Consider the following 20355-nt stretch of genomic DNA (forward strand, 5'->3'; position numbering starts at 1 on the left):
CCAACGGCCGCAGGTTAGCACTTAAAGTGCTCGCGGCCGGCTTCACAATCCCCGAGCGGCACAGAGGCGTATCACGCCTCGCGCAAAACGGCCGGATCGCCGCATATCAGGCTGCGGCAAGGGACGAGCCGGGGCGCCGTGCGGGCGCCCCGGACCTGCGGCCCGGCTTATTTATAGCCGACCTCGTTATAGATCATCTGTGCGGTGTTGCTGGCCGCGGCGACCTCGCCGAGCGGCACCTCGTCGGGGCGGAACTCACCCATGGTCTTGGCCGCCTCGGAGGGCTCCAGGCCTTCGACGACCGGGAACTCGTTGTTGCCGTCGGCGAGCAGCTTCTGCGCCTCGGGCGTCAAGGTGAAGGCGATCAGCTTGCGCGCATTCTCCACGTTCGGCGCCGTCTTCACGATGCCGATGGCGGAGATGTTGATATGCGTGCCGGTGGTCTCCTGATTCGGCCAGGAGATGCCGATGTCTTCGATGCCTTCGGTCAGGCCCGACACCTCACCGGCAAGGCCGCGCGCGAAGTAGTAGTGGTTCGCCAGCGCGATGTCGCATTCGCCGGACACGATGCCGCGCAGCTGATCGGTGTCGCCGCCGACGGGGTCACGGGCGAGGTTGTTCATCACGCCGGTCGCCCATTCACGCGCGGCGTCTTCGCCTTCGTGGACGATGATGGAGGCCAGCAGCGACTGCATGTAGACGTTCGACGAGGAGCGGGTGCAGACGAGGCCCTTATATTTCGGGTCCGCCAGATCGTCGTAGGTCTTCGGCGGGTCCGTCACGTCGTTTTTGTCGTAGAAGATGACGCGGGCGCGGGTGGAAAAGGCGGTCCAATCGTCGGTGCGCAGGTTGGCGGGCACCTCGTCTTCCAGCTCCGGCATGTTCAAGGGCTGGAAGATGTCCGCCTCGTCGGCGCGGGCGACGCGGCCGACGTCGACGGTGATGAACACGTCGGCGGCGCCGAGGTCGCCCTCGGAGCGGATCCGCTCGATGAGGACGTCGGCATCGTCTTCGATGCGGTTGACGCTGATGCCGGTCGCCTCGGTGAAGGCGCCGAAGAATGCGTCGTCCGTGTCATAGTGGCGCGAAGAGTAGACGTTGACTTCTTGCGCGGTGGCGGCCGTTCCCGTGATGAGGAGGGCCGCGAGGGCGCCGGTGGCAATTTTTGTCGTCACGCTCAGCTCCTTAAACCTGAGCGCAAGCCCCTAATCGTCGCCAAAGTTGGCGTCAACTGCCGGACGAAACTATAGATTTATACTGAATCTAAAGTACATCCGGCAAGAGTGCGACATTAATACTCGCGTTCGTAATAGAGGCCGACGGATGTTTCGTCCGTATAGGTCTCCGCGCGGGCCTTGAGGCCGCGGGTGATGTCGACGTTGACCGTGATCCCGGTCGATTCCGCCCCCGCCCGCACGCCGATATAGACGTTGTCGGCGATGTAACGCCCCGCCTCCACCGCCGTGCCGCCGGACTCGGTGGTGACGACCTCGAGGTTGTCGAGCCCGGAGAAGGCGCGCACCTGGTCGAGGATGGAGGGGCCGTTGCCGACACCGGCGAGCTCGGCCACCGCGGCGGCGAGCTGGGCGAGCTGGAAGGCGGACAGGTCCTCGATAGACCGGCCGAAGATGAGCTGCGACAGCACTTCGTCCTGCGGCAGATCGGGCGTCGATTCGAAGCGCACCTGCGGATCGTTCGCCGGACCGTCGACGATGACGCGCACGGTGACCGAATTCCGGCTCGTCTCGGCGACGAGGTAGATGATCGGGTTGAGGTCGCCGACAAGGGACACGCGCCCCTCGGTGAAGACGATGCGCTGGGTGAGGATGTTCACCCGCCCGCGGATCAGATCGAACTCACCGACCGGGACGATATCGGAGATCGGGCCGGTGACGCGCAGGCGTCCGCCGAGTTCGGCGTCGATGCCGCGGCCGCGTACGAAGATGCGGTTGGGGGCATTGATGGTGACGTCGAGCGTCAGACCCGAGGCGCCGGTGCCACCGTCTTCGCCGGTGTCGGCGAAGGGGCCGGCCTTGGCGCGCCGCAGCGTCTCCATGACGTCGGGCGGCGTGTTGAAGTGGGCGACCTCCATCAGCGCCGCGGTGCCCGAAAGGCGGGTCGGGACGGTGATTTCGGCGCGATCGATGTCGACGGTGCCGCGCACGGTGGGCCCGGCGGTCAACGGACCGTCGATGCCGAGCGCCGCGTCGAAGGTGACCGCGATGAGTTCGCCGTCCGCATAGCGCGCATTGTCGGCGGTGAAGCGGAGGCTCGCGGGGAAGCCGGCGCCGAGGCCGATGGAGCCCGCCACGCTGACCGTGCCGTCGCCGAGGCCCGCGGTCAGCCGGTCGATGACGATCCGGTCCCCGGTGAGGCTGGCGACGAGCTGTCCGTTCGCGAGGGTGAGGTTGGACTGCGGGTCGCGGAAGCCGAAGCCGGACGAGCGGACCGAGCCGGAGAGGTTCGGCGCGGTCAGCGATCCCGTCGCGCGGGCGTTGGCGGTGACGGTGCCGTCCATGGAGGCGCCGCGCTCGGCGAGGAAGCGGTTGGCGAGCGACAGCGGCGCAGTGGCGTCGATCGACACGTCGAGCCCGCCGCCGGACAGAGGCACCGTGCCGGACGCGGTGACCGAGAGGCCGCTGCCTTCGGCCCGCGCAGAGGCGATGCGCACGCGGTTGTTGGCGAAATCGCCGGAGGCGTTGACGGTCAGTGCGCCGACCCCGGCGTCGGACAGAGGCAGCGCCGAGATGCCGGTGCCGGAGAGGTTGAAGCGTGCGGACGGGTTGCCGATCGGCCCCGACGCCTGGGCCGAGCCGGAGAGGCGGCCCGATAGGCCGAGATTGTCGACGAAGCCGTTCGCGATCGCCACCGGCAGCGAGGTGAGGTCGACCGAGACGTTCAGTCTGTCGCCGATGCGGCCGGAGGCGCGGGCCGAGCCGCCGCCGAGCTGCACCAGCGCCTCGGTGAGGTCGACGGTGCCGCGGGCGTAGGAGCCGGACGCGGTGAACGAGCCGGGGCTGATCCCCGCCGCGCGGATGGGCGCCGCGGACAAGGACGGCGCGCGGGCGGTGAAGGTGACGCGCGGGTCGGCGGGGGCGCCCTCGGCCCGCACCTCGCCCGACAGGGTGCCGGTCATGCCGAGTTCGGGGCGGAAGCCGTTGGCGATGGCGAGCGGGATCTCGGACAGGCGGGCGGTGAGGTCGAGCCGGTCGGCACCCGCGGTGCCGGTGAGGGTGATGGTCCCCTGCCCCAGCCGCGCCTCGGCGGTGGTGAAGGTGGCCGTCCCGCCTTGATAGCGGCCGGAGATGTCGGCGTTGATCGCACCGACGTTCGCGCCCTCGAGCTGCCGCGCGGAGGCCCCGGCAATGCTGACGGAGAAGTCCGCCGCGGGGTCCGCCGGCGCGCCGGTGACGGTGGCGCGGCCGGACAGCGTGCCCGACAGGCCGAGCGACGGGTACGCCGCGTTGGCGAGCGCCAGCGGCAGCCGCTCGACGTTGACGGTGATGTCGAGCGCCTCGCCGATGGTGCCGGCGGCGGTGACGGAGCCGCCGCCCACCGTGGTCAGGAAGCGGTCCAGCGTGGCGGTGCCGTTGGCGTAGGAGCCGCGCGCCTCGGCGTTGAGCGGCGAGATGCCGGCGGCACGCATCTGGGCGACGGTGGCGCCGGTGACGTCGAGGCTGAAGGTGGCGCTCGGGTCGTCCAGCGCGCCGGTCGCGGACACGGTGCCGGAGAGGATGCCCGCCGCGCCGAGGCCGGGACGCACCGCCTCGGCCAGCGCCAGCGGAAGGTCGGCGATCGTGGCGGTGACGTTCAGCGTCTCGCCGATGGCGCCGCTGGCGGTGATGCGTCCGCCGCCGACGGTGGTCTCGAAGGCTTCGAGCTGGGCGGTGCCGTTCGCGAAGGTGCCGGTCGCGGTGGCGTTCAGCGGCTCCAGCCGCGCATCGCGCAGCGGCTTGGCGTTGGCGTCGGCCACGGTCACGTCGAAGCTGGCGTCGGGGTCGGCGAGGGTGCCGGTCGCCCGCACGCGGCCCGACAGCGTGCCGGACACCTCGTATTCGGGCGCCACCGCGTTGGCGAGGGCGAGCGGCAGAGCGTCGACGGTGGCGGTGATGTCCAGCGTCTCGCCCACGGTGCCGGACGCCTGGATGGCGCCGCCGCCGACGTTGGTCTCGAACTGCTGCAGCGTCGCGGTGCCGCCGGCATAGGTGCCGCGGGCGACCACGGTCAGCGGCTCGATGCCCTTCTCGGTGAGGAAGGCGGCGGTGACGTCGTTGGCGGTGATGTCGGCGGTGACGTTGGGATCGGCGCGTGTGCCGGACACGGCCACGGAGCCGTCGACCGTGCCGCCCACGGCAAGGTCGGGGCGGATCAGGTTGGCGACGCGCAGCGGCAGCGCGTCGATCTCGGCCTTCAGCGACAGCGTGTTGCCGAGGCGGCCTTCGACGATGATCGAGCCGTCGCCCACCGACAGCACCGTGTTCCCAACGGTGATGACGTTGCCGACGACGCTCACCTGGGTCGGCATCCTGAGCACGGTGGTGAAGTCGCCCTGGGAGAGGTCGAAGGCGCGAAGGCGGGCGGTGAAGCCGTCCTCGGCGCGGGCGAGAGAGCCCGCCGCCGTCAGCATGCCGGAGCCGAGATTGGCATCGAACTGGATGTTCGAGGCGTCACCCTGGCGCGTCGCCAGAAGCTCGGCGCTCACCACCTCGTAGCCCGCCACCGCGAGTTCGCGCAGCGAGGCGCGCCCGTCGAGGGCGGGGACGCCGAACACGTTGTCGACGACGATGTCGAGGTCCGCTTCGCCGAGGCGTGCCCCGGCGGCGGAGAGGCCCCGCACAAACCCTTCCACGGCGGCGACCTGCTTGCCCTCGTTCACCGAGAGCGTGATCGTCGCGTCGATGGCGCCGGTCGCCTCCATCATCGCCAGCGCGGCGAGGGTGGCAAGGTCCGGCACGTCCACGTCGAGGTTGCCGACGACGGTGCCCAAACGCTGCAAGGCGATGTCGCCCGACAGGGAGGCACCGGCGATCTCGGCCGAGAGGTCCTGAAGCGCGCGGGCGTCGGGCCCGGACTCCAGCGTGGTCGTCAACGTCAGCGGGCGGCCGTCCAGCGTGCCGGCGACGTTGAGCGCGCCGTCGAGGTCGAAGGCGACGTCCTCGCTGCGGGTATAGACGCCGTCGAAGGTTGCGGTCAGCCGCTCCAGCGTGTGGCCGGTGAGGGTGAGGGACGGGCTGTCGATCGCCGCTCGCACGTTGGGCCTGGCCGGATTCCCGGTGACGGTCACCGCCGCGTTCAGCGCGCCGGACGCATCGCCGCCCATGACCGAAGCGTCGGGCAGCGAGGCATCGACGCGCAGGTCCGCCTCGGTGGTGGTCGCCTCGCCGTCGGCGGTGAGGCTGAGCTGCGGATTGGCGAGGCTGAACCCGTCGAAGATGAGCCCCGTCTCTGACCGGGCGGCGCGGCCCGCAAGGCGCGTCTCGCCGCTCAAGATCCCGTCCAGCGCCTCGGAACCGGCGATGATGTCGGAAGCGGTGCCGTCCAGCGTGAGGTCGAAGGTGCCGTCGAACCCGGCGCGGCCGTTCGCGGAGATGTCGACGGAGCCGGCAAGGTCGCGCCCGGCGAGCGCGGCGAAGGCGGAGATATCCTCCGCGGCGAGGCGCATTTGGCCCGTGATGGCGTCCAGGATCGTGCCCGTGAAGGAGGCCTCAACGGTGTCGGTGCGCAGCTCAAGCGTCGTGACGTCGACCGGCTGGCCGGCCGACCAGGTGCCCGCCACGTCGAGGTCGAGCGCGTCGCCCAGCGCGTCACCCACCCCTTCGCGGTCCGAATCGATGCCGGACGCGCGGCCGGTCACGGTGAAGGTCACCGCGCGAGTGGCCGCATCGTCGAGGTTGGTGGCCGTTCCGTTGGCGCGGATCGTCGCCTCGGGCGCGGCGATCATCGCCGTATCGAGGTCGGAGATCGCGATCTCGGCGCTGAAGGCATCGGAGCCGCCGCCGAGGGAGGCTGTGATGCGGGCCGAGCCGATGGTGGACGTGCCGTCGCCGCCCGGAAGCGCGATCGCCTCGCCGTCCTGGCGTTCGAGCGTCCCATCCACGTTCAGCGCCCGCGGCACGCCATCAGCGCCGATGTCGGCAGTGAATTCGAGTTCGGCGACGCCGGAGCGCAGCCGCCCCTCGCTGACGGTGATGGACCCGTCCGCGGCGCGCGTCGCATCGACCTTCAGCTCGGAGCCGCCGCCGACGAAGGAGTCATACGCGTCCGGCACCAGAACGCTGAGGTCGCCGTTGATGTCGGCGACGAAGTGGAAATTGTCGCCCGCATTGTCGATGGAGGTGGTGCCGGAAAGCAGCGTGTCGCCATCGGCGATCAGGGCGAGGTTCGCCTGGAACTCGGCCAGCGGCCCCTCGCCTTTGATCGTGAACTCGATCGGCGGCCGGTCCTCGATGTTGAGGGCGTTGGCGATCACCCCGTCCGCCGGCTCGCTCACCTCGAAGTCGATCGCAAGATTGCGCGTGTCGTTGGCAAAGCTCGCCGAAAGGTTGAGGTTGCCGGGCCGGTCCAGCCGCTCGACGGCCAGCGTCGTGTCGAGCGCGCCGCCGGCCAGAGAGATGTTGCCGTTGACCGACAGCGACGCCGCGGGGCCGATGATGCCTTCCGCGATCTCCACCCGCGGGACGCTCAGTTCGCGAAGGATGACCGACACCGGCAGGCTCGGCAGCTCGAACTGCTCGGCGCCCTGCTCGAGCGGCTCGTCGTTGTTGGTCGAAACGGGGGTCCGCGTCAGGGTGATCGACTCGGCCTCGAGGAGATCCACCGACAGGCGGCCGCGCAGCAGCGCCAGGCGGGACCAAACCAGGTGCACGTTGTCGAGCCGCAGCCACACCCCGCGCGTATCGGCGATGGTGATGAAGGCGAGCCGCACATCCGACGACAGCGCCCCCTGGATGGGGCCGAGATTGATCTGCCGGTCGGGCGTCGAGATCTGCCGTTCGACGAAGCGCACGAAGCGGCCCGACTCCTCGTCCTGCGCCACGGCGGGGCGCACGGTGGCGACACCCGCCGAGGCGAGGACCAACACGCACAGCGCGGCCAGGATCCGCTTCATCGCTCTACTCCCGTCAGGGCGCCCGTCCGCACCGGGGGCGCCGGCATGTGGCCGCACTCAGAAGACTTAGAAGGCCTGGCCAAGGCCGATATAGAAGGCGACGTTGGGATCACCTTCGTAGGGGTCGAGCGGCACGGCCACGTCGAAGCGCAGGGGCCCGAGCCCGGTATTGTAGCGAAGGCCGAGACCCGCGCCGACCTTCATCGGCTCGTCGAAGTCCGGATATTCGCTGTTGAAGGCGTTGCCGAAGTCGACGAACGGCACGACCCCGATCGACTCGGTGACGCCGATCCGCGCCTCCGCCGAGCCGACGAAGTAGCTGCGCCCGCCGTGGACGTCGCCGGTCACCGGATCGCGCGGACCGACCCCGCGATAAGGATAGCCGCGGATCGAACCGCCGCCGCCGGCGAAGAACAGCTTCGAGGCCGGGATCTCCTGCAGCGGCGCCCCGACGATGGAGCCGACCGCCGCGCGCCCTGCCAGGACCAGGCGATCGTCGAGCAGGCCATAATAGGCGCGCGCGTCGATCTGGCTGATCGCGCCGACATTGCCTTCGACGAACTCGTAGAACGGCTCGACCGACGCGGTCAGGCGATACCCCTTGGTCGGGTTCAACTCGTTGTTGGACGCGTCATATTCGACCGACAGCGGCAGCGAGGCGAACAGGAAATCACCATCGCCATAGTCGGTCTGGTCGATCGTCATCGCCTCGAAATTGGCGAAGCCGGACATGGTGATGCGGGTCGTCGGCCGATGCAGCAGGCCCATGCGCCCGCCCACGGTGCGGGCACGGTAGGTGTCCGGCGCGTCCTGGTCGGCGAAGACGGTGGACGAGAAGTCCGTGTAAGGCGTGAAGACACCGGGCTTCAGGAAGGTCGCCTCGACCCGGTAGTTGTATTCGTCCGGGTCCTGCGCGTCGATACCGCCGATCGAGGCCGACAGGTTGAGCTTCTCGGCCCGGCCGAACAGGTTACGGTGGCGCCAATAGGCTTCCGCCCCTGCCCCGTCCAGCGTGGAATATTTGAGACCGCCGCCGAACACACGGAGAGGTCGCTCGGCCACTTCGATGCCCATGTCGAGCGTACCGTCGGGATTGATGGTGTCGGCCTCGACGATGCGGGCGGAGTTGAACACCTCCAGCCGCCGCAACTGGTCGCGCGCACGGTCCACCGCATCCGGGTCGAACCGCTCGCCATATTGAATGCCGGCGTACCAGGCGACGAACTCGGGGTCCATCCGCTGGGTGCCCTTCACCGAGGTGGTGCCGAACACGGCCGGGCGGCCCTCGGCGACGTCGATGGCGACGTCGAGCTGATCGCGGTCGTGATAGGCGGAGGCCTGGCGATGGGCGATCGCGGCCTTCGGATAGCCGAGCTCGCGCCAGCGGCCGACCAACGCCGCCTCGCCTGCGAGGATCTTCGTCGCCAGCGCCGGATCACCCGGAACGAGGCCGATCTCGTCGATCGTCGGCGGAACGGTGTCGTCGTCCGGCACGGGGCCGGGCTGGTTCGTCACGCTGACGCTGCCGAACGTGTAGGACGGGCCGGGATCGACCGTGATGCGAACGTCGGCGGTGTCGCCGAGCTCGGTGTCGATCGGCAGGTTGGCCGCCTCGCGCCCGTCCACCAGGATGGAGATGGTGGGCGCATAGTGGCCGGCATTGTAGAGCGAGGCGAGGATCCGCTGATAATCACCGCGCGCACGTGACAGAAGCGCCGCCGAGCCAGGGCTGCGCTCGCCGCTCTCCTCTTCCAGCGAGGAGGCGTTCTCGACCGCCAGGGTCAGGCTGCGTTCGTCGCCGAGGACCTCGAAGGTCACGTCATAGGCGACGGAGCCCGGCTCCGGCGGAGGGGGCGGGCCCTCGAAAAAGCGGAATCCCAGAATCTGGAATGCATCGGCGTGTCCCGGCGTGAGGCCGAGGATCAAGGCAAGAGCGCCCGCCTTCCATGTCTGGTTTTTCGAAAAACGCACGCACTCCACCCTTCGCTCGCCGGTTCAATAGGGGTGGAAATGCCGGCCGTGACAAGGCAACGCGCTTGCATCGAACTTCATATGACGAGTCGTGCGGCCTATCCGCAACAGTGCGACACTCTGGCTTTGTGCCAATTCGATCCGGCCGCCGGCAGTTTTCGTGCCCCTGCTTTGCGGTAGGTGGATAGCGTTCGACTGTCCGATATGAAATGAGGGGAGCAGTACTCGAGCGGGAGGCGCATCGTGACCGACGCAATCCTTCAATTCCTCGGCCTCTGGGCGCTGACCTATGCGTTGACCTTCGGCACCTACCTCGCCTTCGGGTGGGCGTTCACGGTGTGGTCGCAGCGGCACCCTGAACGCAAGATCCAACCGAAGCGCGACGGGCAGAAGCGCCGCAACACCGAGATCCGCGCCTCCGCGCGCTCGCTGATCGTCACCTGCGGCTGCTTTGCGGCAGGGCTCTTTTGCAGCCTCAATGGCTACACCCTGTTCGAGCCGCTGGCGATGACGTGGTGGTCCTTCCCGCTGATGGTCGGCGTCTCCATCGTCCTGTTCGACGGGTGGTTCTACATCGTCCACCGGCTCGGCCACACGGGGATGTTCAAAAAGTACCATCTCCTCCACCACCAGTCCGTCGCGCCGACGGTGTGGTCGAACTATTCCGACACCTGGTTCGACGCGTGGACCCAGCAGGGCTTCTTCTTCGTGATGCCGGTGATCCTCCCCTTCGCGTGGCCGGTGTTCGTGGCGCACCGCGTGTTCGACCACTTCAACGGCATGATCGGCCACTCGGGCTTCGAGTTCGCCGCGGGCCCGTCCTCGCGCACGCCGTGGCCCCTCGCCTCGGTCACCTTCCACGACATGCACCATTCGACCTTCAACTATAATTACGCCAACCACTTCTCGTTCTGGGACCGCGTGTTCGGCACCATCCACCCGGACTACGACACCCGGTGCGCGGCGATGGAGGAGAAGATCAACGCCGCCACGGCCGAGCCGTCCAAGGCGGTGCCGACGCGCTGAGGCGCAAACCGCCGCCCGCTGCGGAGCGGGCACAGTGCCTAAATTGTCGGCATGGCGGCGACTTCGGCGCATTGCGCTTTGAGTTCAAGCCGGCGCTGAACTAGTGTCCGCGCGACCAGCGGACATTGCCCATGAACATTCAAGTCGCCCCCAACGATATCAGCCACGTCATCGAGGCCGACAAGGCCAATGTCTGGCACCACCTGACCCAGCACGCCGCGTTCGAGACGGCCGATCCGCGCATCATCGTGGAAGGCAAGGGCCTCCACGTGTGGGACGCGACGGGGCGGCGGATGATCGACGCGGTGTCCGGCGGCGTGTGGACGGTGAATGTCGGCTACGGCCGCACCCGCATCGCCGACGCGGTGCGGGACCAGATCATGAAGATGAACTTCTTCGCCGCGGCGGCCGGCTCCGTCCCCGCCGCCCTGTTCGCCGAAAAGCTGATCGAGAAGATGCCCGGCATGAGCCGCGTCTACTACTCGAACTCGGGGTCGGAGGCGAACGAGAAGGCGTACAAGATCATCCGCCAGATCGCCCACAAGAAGTACGGCGGCAAGAAACACAAGATCCTGTTCCGCGAGCGGGATTATCACGGCACCACCATCGCCGCGCTGGCCTCCGGCGGGCAGCCGGAGCGCGCGGCCCACTACGGCCCGTTCCCGCCGGGATTCGTCCAGGTGCCGCACTGCCTCGAATATCGCAGCCAATATGGTGACGTGGCCGACTACGGCGTGCGCGCCGCAAAGGCGATCGAGGAGGTGATCCTCGCCGAGGGGCCGGACACGGTGGGCGGCATCGTGCTGGAGCCGATCACGGCGGGCGGCGGCGTCATCACCCCGCCCGAGGGATATTGGGAGACGGTGCAGGAGATCTGCACCAAGTACGACATCCTCCTCCATCTCGACGAAGTGGTCTGCGGTCTCGGCCGCACGGGTCAGTGGTTCGGCTACCAGAATTACGGCATCAAGCCCGACCTCGTGACCATGGCGAAGGGCCTCGCCTCCGGCTACGCGGCGATCTCGTGCACGGTGACCACCGAGCGTGTGTTCGACATGTTCAAGGACGACCCCAGCGACCCGCTGGGCTATTTCCGCGACATCTCGACCTTCGGCGGCTGCACGGCGGGTCCTGCGGCGGCGCTCGAGAACCTGAAGATCATCGAAGAGGAAAACCTCCTCGACAACACGCTCGCTCGCGGCGAACAGCTCGGCGGTCTCCTCGAAGAGATCAAGGCCAAACACGCCATCGTCGGCGACGTGCGCGGCAAGGGCCTCTTCTGGGGGCTGGAGCTGGTGGCAGACCGTACGACGAAGGAGCCGCTGGCGGAGAAGCTGGTCGCGGCGGTCGTCGGCGCGGTGGGCAAGCGCGGCGTCATCATCGGCATGACCAACCGTTCGCTGCCGGGCCTCAACAACACGCTGTGCATAGCCCCGCCGCTGATCGCGACGGCGGCCGACATCGCCGACATCGCCGAGGCGATCGACGGCGCACTCGCCGAGGTCACCGCCACGCTCTGAACCGGCCCGCTCTGGCCCGCCTGCCCTAACCGCAACGCCCCGACGGGGCGCCGCACCCCGCCCCTCCCCCTTGCCGGCCCCGCCCACCAGCGCGGCCGCAGGCGCACCCGCCGCAGCCTGTTCACCGGAGCCAGCCGTCGCTGAGACAGCGGCGAGGCGAGCGGGCGCGGGCTGCAAGGGTTCAAGCACAGCGGCCCTTGCGGACCGTGCCCGCTTGCCTCAGAGCGTGCGAGGCGATGGCTGGGTTCGGTGAACAGGCGGGCCGCCCTGTTCATCGGTGGAGCCCGAGCCCTCGCGGCCTCTCCCTCCCGTGACGCGGAGCGGGCGCGCCCCGCCCGTTCGCCGTCACCACCCGCACACCCGACCCGCACAGGACCTGCCGTGACCACCCTCTTTCCCGCGCCCGAGATTCTGGCCGTCCTCTGCGCCGCCGTGTTCGTCGCGGCGGTGCTGCGCGGCCTCACCGGGTTCGGCTTCGCGCTCGCCGCCGTGCCGCTCATGTCGCTGGTGGTGGAGCCTGCGCGCGCGGTGGTGATGGCGATCGTGCTTCAGCTTCTCGTCGGCGTCCGCGACCTCATCACCCTGCACGGCATGCTCGACCGGCCGTCGCTGGTGCGCATGTCGGCAGGGGCGGTGGTGGGCACGCCCGCCGGGGTCGCGCTGCTGTTGGTCTTGGACCCGGCGGTGATGCGCCTCGCCATCGCTCTGGTGGTGTTCGCCGGGCTCGCCTTTCTTCTGAAGGCGCCGCAGAAGCCGGCCGCGGACCGGCTGACGCTGGCGCTGCCGATGGGGATCGTCGCCGGCGCCTTCGCGGGCCTCGCGGCGATGCCCGGTCCGCCCGCCGTCGCCTATTTTCTCGGCGTCGACAGGCCGGCCGCCGTCAAGCGCGCGTCGCTGATGATCTTCTTCTTCGCCACGTCCGTCATCGCCATCCCGCTGCTCCTGGCGGGGGGCGAAGTCGACGGGGGCATCGCGCTCGCCAGCCTGGTGGCGCTGCCGGTGCTGGTCGCGGGCACGGCGGTCGGCACGTGGCTCTTCCGGCGCACCAGCGAGGCCGGCTACCGCAACCTCGCCATCGCCACGCTGGCGGTGATGGCGCTGATGTCCGGGCTCCGCGGCCTCGCCGGCCTGCTCTGACCGCGCACGAAGCCGCCGGGGCTCTCCTCAGGCGGCGCGCTCGCGTGCCCAGCGCAGCGGTTCCAGCCGGGCCTTGCGCACGGTCAGATCCTCCGGGTCGGCCGTGTCGCGGAAGCCGAGCTCGCGCACGAATTCCAGCATCATGCGGTTGGAGGACAGGATGTCGCCGTGCATCTCCTCGATCCCCTCCGACGCGGCATATTCGATCAGCCGCACCATCAGCGCCCTGCCGATGCCCTGCCCCTTCAGATCGCTGCGCACCATGACCGCGAACTCGGCGGTGCGATAATCCGCATCGGCCCCGAACCGCGACACGCCGAGAAGCGCGCCATCGGCATCCAGCGCCACGAAGGCCATCGCGCGGGCATAGTCGATCTGCGTCAACCGGGCGATTTCCTCGTGTGTCAGGGTGGAGAACAGGCGGAAGAAGCGGCGGCGAATGTCCTCCTTCGACACCTTGGTGAGGAAATCGGGATAGAGCGCCTCGTCCTCGGGGCGGATCGGCCGGATGACCACCGGCCCCATCGCAAGCGTCTCGGTCTTTTCCCACGTGGTGGGGTAGGGGCGGATCGACAGACGCGGGTTGGACCCTGGTAGACACGCCTCGGCCGGGGCCACGCGGATGCGCGCGTCCACCGCGACAACGCCCGTCGCGTCGGCCAGCAGCGGGTTGATGTCGAGTTCGCGCACCTGCGGCAGATCCGCGACGATCTGCGACAGACGCACCAGGGCCGAGGCGATCGCGGTCCGGTCGGCGGCCGGCTTGTCGCGGTAACCGGCGAGGAGCTTGCCGATGCGCGTCTTGGCGATCATGTCCTCGGCCAGCAGCATGTCGAGCGGCGGCAGGGCCAGCGCCTTGTCCTTCACCACCTCTACCGCGGTGCCGCCCGCGCCGAACAGCATGATCGGGCCGAAGGTGGCGTCGTCGGAAATGCCGAGCAGCAGCTCGTGCGCGTTGGGGCGCTTGATCATCGGCTGGACCACCACGCCGTCGATATGCGCATCCGGCCGCCGCTCGGCCACGCGCTGCAGCATGACCTCGGCGGCGCGGCGGACCTGGTCCGGCGTTTCGAGGTTCAGCATCACGCCGCCGACGTCCGACTTGTGGGTGATGTCGCGCGACAGGATCTTGATGGCGAGAAGCGGCTCGCCCATCGCCCCGGCCAACGCCGCCGCCTCGTCGGGCGTGCGGGCGATGCGCGTCTCGTTCACCGGAATGCCGTACGCGGCGAGCACCATCTTCGCCTCGACTTCCGACAGAATCTCGCGGCCCTCGGCGAGCGCGGCGCCGATGGCGAATTGGGCGGCCTCGCGGTCCGGCTCCGGCCCCGGCGGCAGGCTTCCGGGCGTGCGCATCAACTGGATCTGCGATTTCCTGTGACGCACCAGCGTGTCGAAGGCCTGGATCGCCTGGCGCGGGGTCGCGTGGGTGGCGATCCCGGCGCGCTCCAGCACCTGGGCGGCGGACTGGGCCATGTCCCCGCCGAGCCACGTCGCCAGGACCGGCTTGCCCTTGGGGTTCTTCAGCTTCACCGCCGTCACCACCGCCTCGGCCGCCTCCGAGGAGGAGGCGAGGCCGGTGGGGCAGTTGATGACGAGGACCGCGTCCGCGTCCGGCTCGGCCAGCACCGCCTCCAGCGCGTCCTCGTAACGCTGCGGCCCGGCGTCACCGATGATGTCGACCGGATTGCCGTGCGACCATGTGGCCGGCATCGTAGCATCGAGGCCGGCCATGGTGCCTTCCGACAGCGTGGCGAGCTGGCCCGACGTATGCGCCATGGCGTCCACCGCGAGCACCCCCGCCCCGCCGCCGTTGGTGACGATGGCGAGCCGGTCGCCCTTCAGCGGGCGATGGCGGGCGAGCGCCTCGGCGGCGTCGAACAGCTCCTGCAGGTCGTCCACGCGCAGGATGCCCGCACGTTCGAATGCGGCATCATAGACGTCGTCCGCCCCCGCCAGCGCACCGGTATGCGAGGCCGCCGCCTTGGAGGCCGACGCCGTGCGTCCCGCCTTGATGACGATGACCGGCTTGGCACGCGCCGCCGAGCGGGCCGCCGACATGAACTTCTTCGAGTTGGTGACGCCCTCCAGATACATCAGGATGGCGCGGGTCTGCCGGTCGGACGCGACCTGGTCCAGCATGTCGCCGGTGTCGACGTCGGCCATCTCGCCCAGCGAGGCGACGCAGGAGAAGCCGACGCCGCGCGCCTCGGCCCAGTCCAGCATGGCGGTGATGATGGCGCCCGACTGGGACAGGAGCGCGATCTGCCCCTTGCCCGCGGTGACGTGGGCGAAGCTGGCGTCGAGCCCCATGTGCGGGACTTGGAGGCCGACGCAGTTGGGGCCGAGGATGCGCAGCGTGTAGGGCTTGGCGGCGTCCAGCATCGCCTGCTTCAACGCGCCGCCGACACCGGCCGTGATGACGACCGCGGCCCGCGCCCCCTTCTCGCCCAGGTCTTTGACGAGGCCGGGGACGGCGGCGGCCGGGGCGACGATGACGCCGAGATCCGGAACGAAGGGCAGCTCCGCCACGCTGGGATAGCAGGGCTGGTCGCCGATCGCCTTATATTTGGGGTTCACGAGGCCGATGGTACCGCGGAAGCCCGCCCCCGTCAGGCGGCGCAGGACGACGCCGCCCAGCGAGCCGCGCCGGTTGCTGGCGCCGATCAGCACAACGGAACGCGGCTCGAGAAGGTACTCGAGATTGCGGACGGTCATCGCAGGCTCCCAATGCTACGTCGCCTTGATAGCGGACTGGCCGGTCAACGCCTTGACTCCAGTCAAACTAATTTACAATCCTGACATGCTTCCGTAGCCGGGCGCACGCCTAAATTGCCATCGCGCGCGCGGCGGCCGCCGTCACGGCGTCGGGGTCGGCCGAGGCATCGACCACCGACCAGTGCATCGGCCCGGTGCCACGGGCAATCTGGGCATCCAGAACGGCGGTGTCGGCGTCCGACGCATCACCGTGGCGGGCGGCGATGCGGCGGCGCAGGGCCGCGTCCGGCGCGCTCAGCCACAGCCCGGTGAAGGGAACGCCCGCCATGGCCGCCACCGTCTCGGCCCGGTGGCGCTCCGCCGGGTCGGCGAACGTCGCGTCAAGGATGACGGGGCACCCGGCGTGAAGGGCGCGGCGCGCATCCACCCTCAGGCGGCGATAGACCGCGCCGGTCGCCGCCGCGGTGTAGGACGCTCCGTCGAGCCGCTCCTCGGGCGCGTGGCCGGCGAGGCGCTTCCTGACCGAATCGGAGCGGATGACCACCGCCCCCGCAGTGAGCGCCAGGCCGCGCGCCACGGTGGTCTTGCCGGTGCCGGAGAGGCCGCCCACGGCGATCAGGCGCGGGAGCACCTCGGCCGCGTGCGCCAAATAGGTCCGCGCAAGGCGTACCGAGGGCGCGGCGTCCCGGCCTTTGGCGGCACGGGTCAGCGCCCGCACCATCGCCCGCTGCGACAGGAAGAGCGGCAGCAGGGCAAGCCCCGCATAGTCCCGCGTCGCCTCCAGATAGCGCGACAGAAGTCGGCTCGCGAGCGCCCGAAGATCACGCGAATCGAGGTCCACCAGGACGAAGGCGAGGTCGTAGAGAACGTCGATGGTGGCGATGTCCTCGGAAAATTCGATGGCGTCGAACGGGGTCGGGCGTCCGTTCCACAGGCAGATGTTGGAGAGGTGCAGGTCGCCGTGGCAGCGGCGCACGAAGCCGTGGCGGGCGCGCCTCTCCGCCAGCGGGGCGAGCCGGCCGAGTGCCGCCTCCGCCGCGTCCGCCCAGGCGGCGAGGTCGCGGGCCGCCTCCGCGGCGAGGCCGGGCGCGACATCGCGCTGCAACTGCGCCGTCAGCGCGGCGATGCGGTCCGCCCCGCCTGCGCCTTTGGCGACCGGCGCGCCCCGGTGCATCGCCGCGATGGCGTCGGCCGTGGCGTCGGCCAGTGCCGGGGTCAGCGTCCCCGCGTCCGCCATGGTGTCGAGCTGGGCATCGGCGGGAAAGCGGCGCATCTCGACCACGTAGTCCACCGGCGTGCCGTCGCCGCCGAGCGCGAGGCCCGTCGCCCCCACCGTCACCGGCACCACCGCGAGGTAGAGGTCCGGGGCGAAGCGGCGGTTCACCTCGAGCTCGCGCCGGCAGTAGGCCTCGCGCTTTTCCAGCGACGAATAGTCCACCACCGACCAGTCGACGCGCTTCTTCAGCTTCAGCGCCCGGTCTGCGGCGAGGAAGAGGTGGGAGAGGTGGGTTTCGATGTGGTCCGGCGCCGCGCCGCCATGCGTTTCGGGGCTGGCCAGGAAGGCGACGATCGCGGCCTCCGAAACCTCGTCCGGCGCGGGCCGGGCCGGTTCATCAGCCATCGTCACCCCTTTCCCGTCTCGCTCGGCCATCGTCGTGACGCCGTCTCGCCCAACGGCGCCTCGCGGGGCCGCACCCGGCGCCTCGTCGCGCGCACACGTCTCGCCGGGTCGCCGGCGCATCCGGACACTTTCACCTCTGCCCCGCGCCGTCCAGGGGGCCGCCCTGCGACGCACCCGCCTGACAGGGCGCTTCAATTCGCGCTAAAGCGTGCCGGGCCGGCCGTTCGCACCGCCGGCCACCGCACACCGGGGAGAGCATGGACCGGCTGATCGACACTGTCTCGCGCGCCCGCCTCGGCGGCATCGCCGACACGCTGGCACTGGGCGGCCCGGTCGTGGCACTGCTTCTGGTGCTGTCGGTGGTGGTCGTCACGGTGGCGGTCGGCAAGTGGGTCGGCTTCCGTGCGGCCGGGGTGGGCCGCCACGCCGCGGCCTGGGCGGCGGTGCGCCAGCATGTCGCCGGGGACACGGCCGCCGCACGCCGCCGCGTCGCCCGCGGTCCCGTGAGCGCCGCCGTGGTGCGCTACGCCATCGACGCCGCCGCGGCCATGCCCGCCCCCGCCGCCCGCGACGCGGCCGAGACCGTCGCCGTCCTGCGCCTCCACAGGCTGCGACGGCTGACCGGTGTGCTCGATATCGTCGCGCAAATCGCGCCGCTCCTCGGCCTCTTCGGCACCGTGCTCGGCATGATCGACGCCTTCCGCGTGCTGGAGGGGCAGGGCGCGTCGGTCGATCCGTCGGCCTTGGCGGGCGGTATCTGGGTGGCGCTGCTGACGACCGCCGTCGGCCTTGCGGTGGCGATGCCCTCCTCCGTCCTCGCCGCCTGGTTCGAGCGGCAGGTGGAGAACGAGGAGGTGGCGCTGTCCGGCCTCATCGCAGCCTTGTTCAGCCGCACCCTGCCGCCCGAGGGCCCACCGCGCGGCAGGCGCCGATGACGCCCGCCACCGCCTCCGCCGCGCCGGTTCACGGCCCGTCGATACTCGACGCCGGCGGCCTCAACCCGCCGCGCCTGAGACGCACCGCCGGCCGGTCGGCCTGGGTGCTGGCGGTCCTGTTGGCCGTGGCGCTGCACCTCGCCTTCGTCCTGCGGTTCGACCCCGCCCCCGCCGACGAGCAGGTGCCGGAGGAGAAGACGTCGCCGATCACCATGTCCGACCAGACGGTCGAGACGCTGCTGGGCGAGGAGCAGGCGCCGGAGGAAGAGGCCGAGGAGACCGCGGCGCCGGAAACGGGCGCCCCCGCCCCGGCCGCACAGGGCAGCGTCTCCACCTCGCCAGGCGAGATCGACGACACGAGCGACGCGCCGACCCCGAACGAGGAGTTCGACGTTCCGGACGTGAACGCCGTGTTCGATTCGCTGGAAGACGGCGTTCTCTCGAACCCGCGTGACACGGCCACCGACTCCGCCCCTAGTGCGGCGGCCGCCTCCGATGATGCCGCCGGCGAGGCCACCGAGGCAGCGCCAGCAGAGCCCGTCGCGGCCGAAACCGCGGTGGCTTCCGCGCAGGAAACGGACACCGCCGCGCAGGACGCGCCACCGGGCGATGCGCCTGTGGAAGGCCCGGCGCAGGACGGCTCCGGCACCGAAGCCGCGCCCGCCGACGCCGTGGCGGACGCCGCTCCCTCCCCCGCACCCGCCCCCTCTCCCGCACCCGCCTCCCCCACCGCGACGCCCGCAACCGCCGCCCCGTCCCTGCCGCTGCCCGATATCTCCGCCGCCTTCGACGCGGCGAGCGGCGCCGACCCGGACCTTGCCGCCGCACTGCCCGAGGTGGCGGCCGAGGCGGCGGCGCAGCAAACCCCCGACGCGGCCGGCGCAGCGGCGAGCGCTGCGGCGATCCCGCGGCCGGACGACCCGAGCTTCCCCGTCCCCTTCGCCCGGCCCGAGCCCGGCGCGCGCACCCCGACCTTCAGCGCCGCGCAGGCCGGTGCGCTGGAGCGCGTGCCCGTGCCCGCCGCCAACCCGGCCCCCGCGGCCGAGCGCGCCGCGGCAACGCCCCAGAACCCCGCCCCCGCGCGCCCGGCCGCCACCGCCGCGCAGCAGCCCGGCCCCGGCGACGGCGCCCAGGCGTCCTATGCGCGCGCGGTCCGCGCCATCGTCGGCCGCGCCTTCTTCAGCGCCGCGCGGGACGGACAGATCGGCACCGGCACCGCGGTGGTCACCATCACCATCGGCCGCGACGGGCGCTTCGTGGACGCGCGGCTGGCCCAGAGCTCCGGCAACCCGCTGCTGGACAACGCCGTTCTCTCCGCCGCCTTCAACGACTTCCCCGCCTTCCCGGCGAGCGTGGCCGACGAGACGATCTCCATCTCGGTGCCGATCCGCGTGCGTTGAGCGGTGACAAGGCACACCCCATCGGATCGAGGCGACCGAGGGATATGACCGGCCTTGGTGGCGGCGGGCGGGCGGCCTAAGGTGCCACCGGCGCACCAGCCTGCGCCGCCAAGGGCCCATGCCCCAAGAGCACAAGACCGGCACGCGCAAGGAGCGACACCATGGCCGACAGACCCCTTTGCCTCGTCACCGGCGGAAGCCGTGGCATCGGCGCCGCCACCTGCCGCCGCGCGGCCGCCGCCGGCTACGACATCGCCCTCAACTACGTGCGTGACGCCGCCGCCGCCGACGCCATCGCCGCCGAAGCGCGCGCCATGGGCGTGGAGGCCGAAGCCTTCCAGGCCGACGTGTCCAAGGACGCCGACATCGACGCGCTGTTCGCGGCGGTCGACGCGCGGTTCGGCCGCCCGCTCACCCACTTCGTGTGCAATGCCGGCGCGACCGGCAAGCTCAGCCGGCTCGACGAGGCCGACCCCAAGACCATCCGCGACACGATCGACCTCAACGTCACCGGCGCGATCCTGACCTGTCAGGCCGCGGTGAAGCGCATGTCGCCCAAGCACGGCGGCAAGGGCGGCAGCATCGTCATCGTGTCGTCGGCCGCCGCGCGCCTCGGCAGCCCGAACGAGTTCGTCTGGTACGCGGCCAGCAAAGGGGCGATGGACTCCCTCACCCTCGGCCTGGCGCGTGAGCTGGCGGGCGAGGGCATCCGCGTCAACGCCGTCACGCCGGGGATGATCGACACCGACATTCACGCCTCGTCCGGCGACCCCGGCCGCGCGGCGCGGGCGGAAAAGACGATCCCCGCCGCCCGCGTCGGCACCGCGGACGAGATCGCCTCGGCGATCATGTACCTGCTCTCGGACGATGCGGCCTATGTGATGGGCGGCAACATCGCAGTGACCGGCGGGCGCTGAGC

The 20355-nt window shown here is 70.5% G+C and carries 11 protein-coding genes; 6 read left to right on the top strand and 5 right to left on the bottom strand.

Translation table 11 applies throughout. The annotated features are described in order from the left end of the window. Positions 1–167 precede the first annotated feature (167 nt). From BIX52_RS16700 to BIX52_RS16710, 3 genes are all read right to left on the bottom strand, one after another. Positions 168–1175, bottom strand: coding sequence for an extracellular solute-binding protein (locus BIX52_RS16700; protein WP_075222230.1), 1008 nt, complete (start codon positions 1173–1175; stop codon positions 168–170). Positions 1176–1291: 116 nt separating this feature from the next. After that, positions 1292–7108, bottom strand: coding sequence for a translocation/assembly module TamB domain-containing protein (locus BIX52_RS16705; protein ID WP_075222231.1), 5817 nt, complete (start codon positions 7106–7108; stop codon positions 1292–1294). Positions 7109–7174: 66 nt separating this feature from the next. Continuing rightward, entirely contained in the window at positions 7175–9079 is a 1905-nt protein-coding gene (locus BIX52_RS16710) for an autotransporter assembly complex protein TamA (RefSeq protein ID WP_139312794.1), read from the bottom strand. A 243-nt stretch (positions 9080–9322) separates the two neighbouring features. Between BIX52_RS16710 and BIX52_RS16715 the strand changes: the two genes are divergently transcribed. The 3 genes from BIX52_RS16715 to BIX52_RS16725 all read left to right on the top strand — a co-directional run bounded on the left by BIX52_RS16715 (position 9323) and on the right by BIX52_RS16725 (position 12762). Continuing rightward, positions 9323–10105, top strand: coding sequence for a sterol desaturase family protein (locus BIX52_RS16715; RefSeq protein ID WP_075222233.1), 783 nt, complete (start codon positions 9323–9325; stop codon positions 10103–10105). Positions 10106–10236: 131 nt separating this feature from the next. Next, complete coding sequence (locus BIX52_RS16720; RefSeq protein WP_075222234.1) at positions 10237–11625, top strand: aminotransferase family protein; 1389 nt, start codon at positions 10237–10239, stop codon at positions 11623–11625. 381 nt (positions 11626–12006) lie between these two features. Further along, on the top strand, positions 12007–12762 hold the full coding sequence (locus BIX52_RS16725; protein WP_075222235.1) for a sulfite exporter TauE/SafE family protein: 756 nt from the start codon (positions 12007–12009) through the stop codon (positions 12760–12762). Positions 12763–12789: 27 nt separating this feature from the next. On the opposite strand, the gene BIX52_RS16730 is transcribed toward BIX52_RS16725, so the two are convergent. Together BIX52_RS16730 and BIX52_RS16735 are read right to left on the bottom strand one after the other, a co-directional pair. Then, on the bottom strand, positions 12790–15480 hold the full coding sequence (locus BIX52_RS16730; RefSeq protein ID WP_075222236.1) for a bifunctional acetate--CoA ligase family protein/GNAT family N-acetyltransferase: 2691 nt from the start codon (positions 15478–15480) through the stop codon (positions 12790–12792). 109 nt (positions 15481–15589) lie between these two features. Further along, complete coding sequence (locus tag BIX52_RS16735) at positions 15590–17101, bottom strand: bifunctional aminoglycoside phosphotransferase/ATP-binding protein (RefSeq protein WP_075222237.1); 1512 nt, start codon at positions 17099–17101, stop codon at positions 15590–15592. 257 nt (positions 17102–17358) lie between these two features. Here BIX52_RS16735 and BIX52_RS23720 point away from each other — a divergent pair, with 257 nt between their 5' ends. From BIX52_RS23720 to BIX52_RS16750, 3 genes are all read left to right on the top strand, one after another. Next, complete coding sequence (locus tag BIX52_RS23720; protein WP_075222238.1) at positions 17359–18036, top strand: MotA/TolQ/ExbB proton channel family protein; 678 nt, start codon at positions 17359–17361, stop codon at positions 18034–18036. Further along, positions 18033–19436, top strand: a complete 1404-nt coding sequence (locus tag BIX52_RS16745) for a TonB family protein (RefSeq protein WP_075222239.1) — start codon at positions 18033–18035, stop codon at positions 19434–19436. Before BIX52_RS23720 ends, BIX52_RS16745 begins: the two co-directional genes overlap by 4 nt. Positions 19437–19597: 161 nt before the next feature. Then, positions 19598–20353: an SDR family oxidoreductase gene (locus tag BIX52_RS16750; RefSeq protein WP_075222240.1), complete on the top strand. Its 756-nt coding sequence runs from the start codon at positions 19598–19600 to the stop codon at positions 20351–20353. Positions 20354–20355: the final 2 nt, after the last annotated feature.

Source organism: Acuticoccus yangtzensis (assembly GCF_001927245.1).
GTDB classification, from domain to species: Bacteria; Pseudomonadota; Alphaproteobacteria; order Rhizobiales; family Amorphaceae; genus Acuticoccus; species Acuticoccus yangtzensis.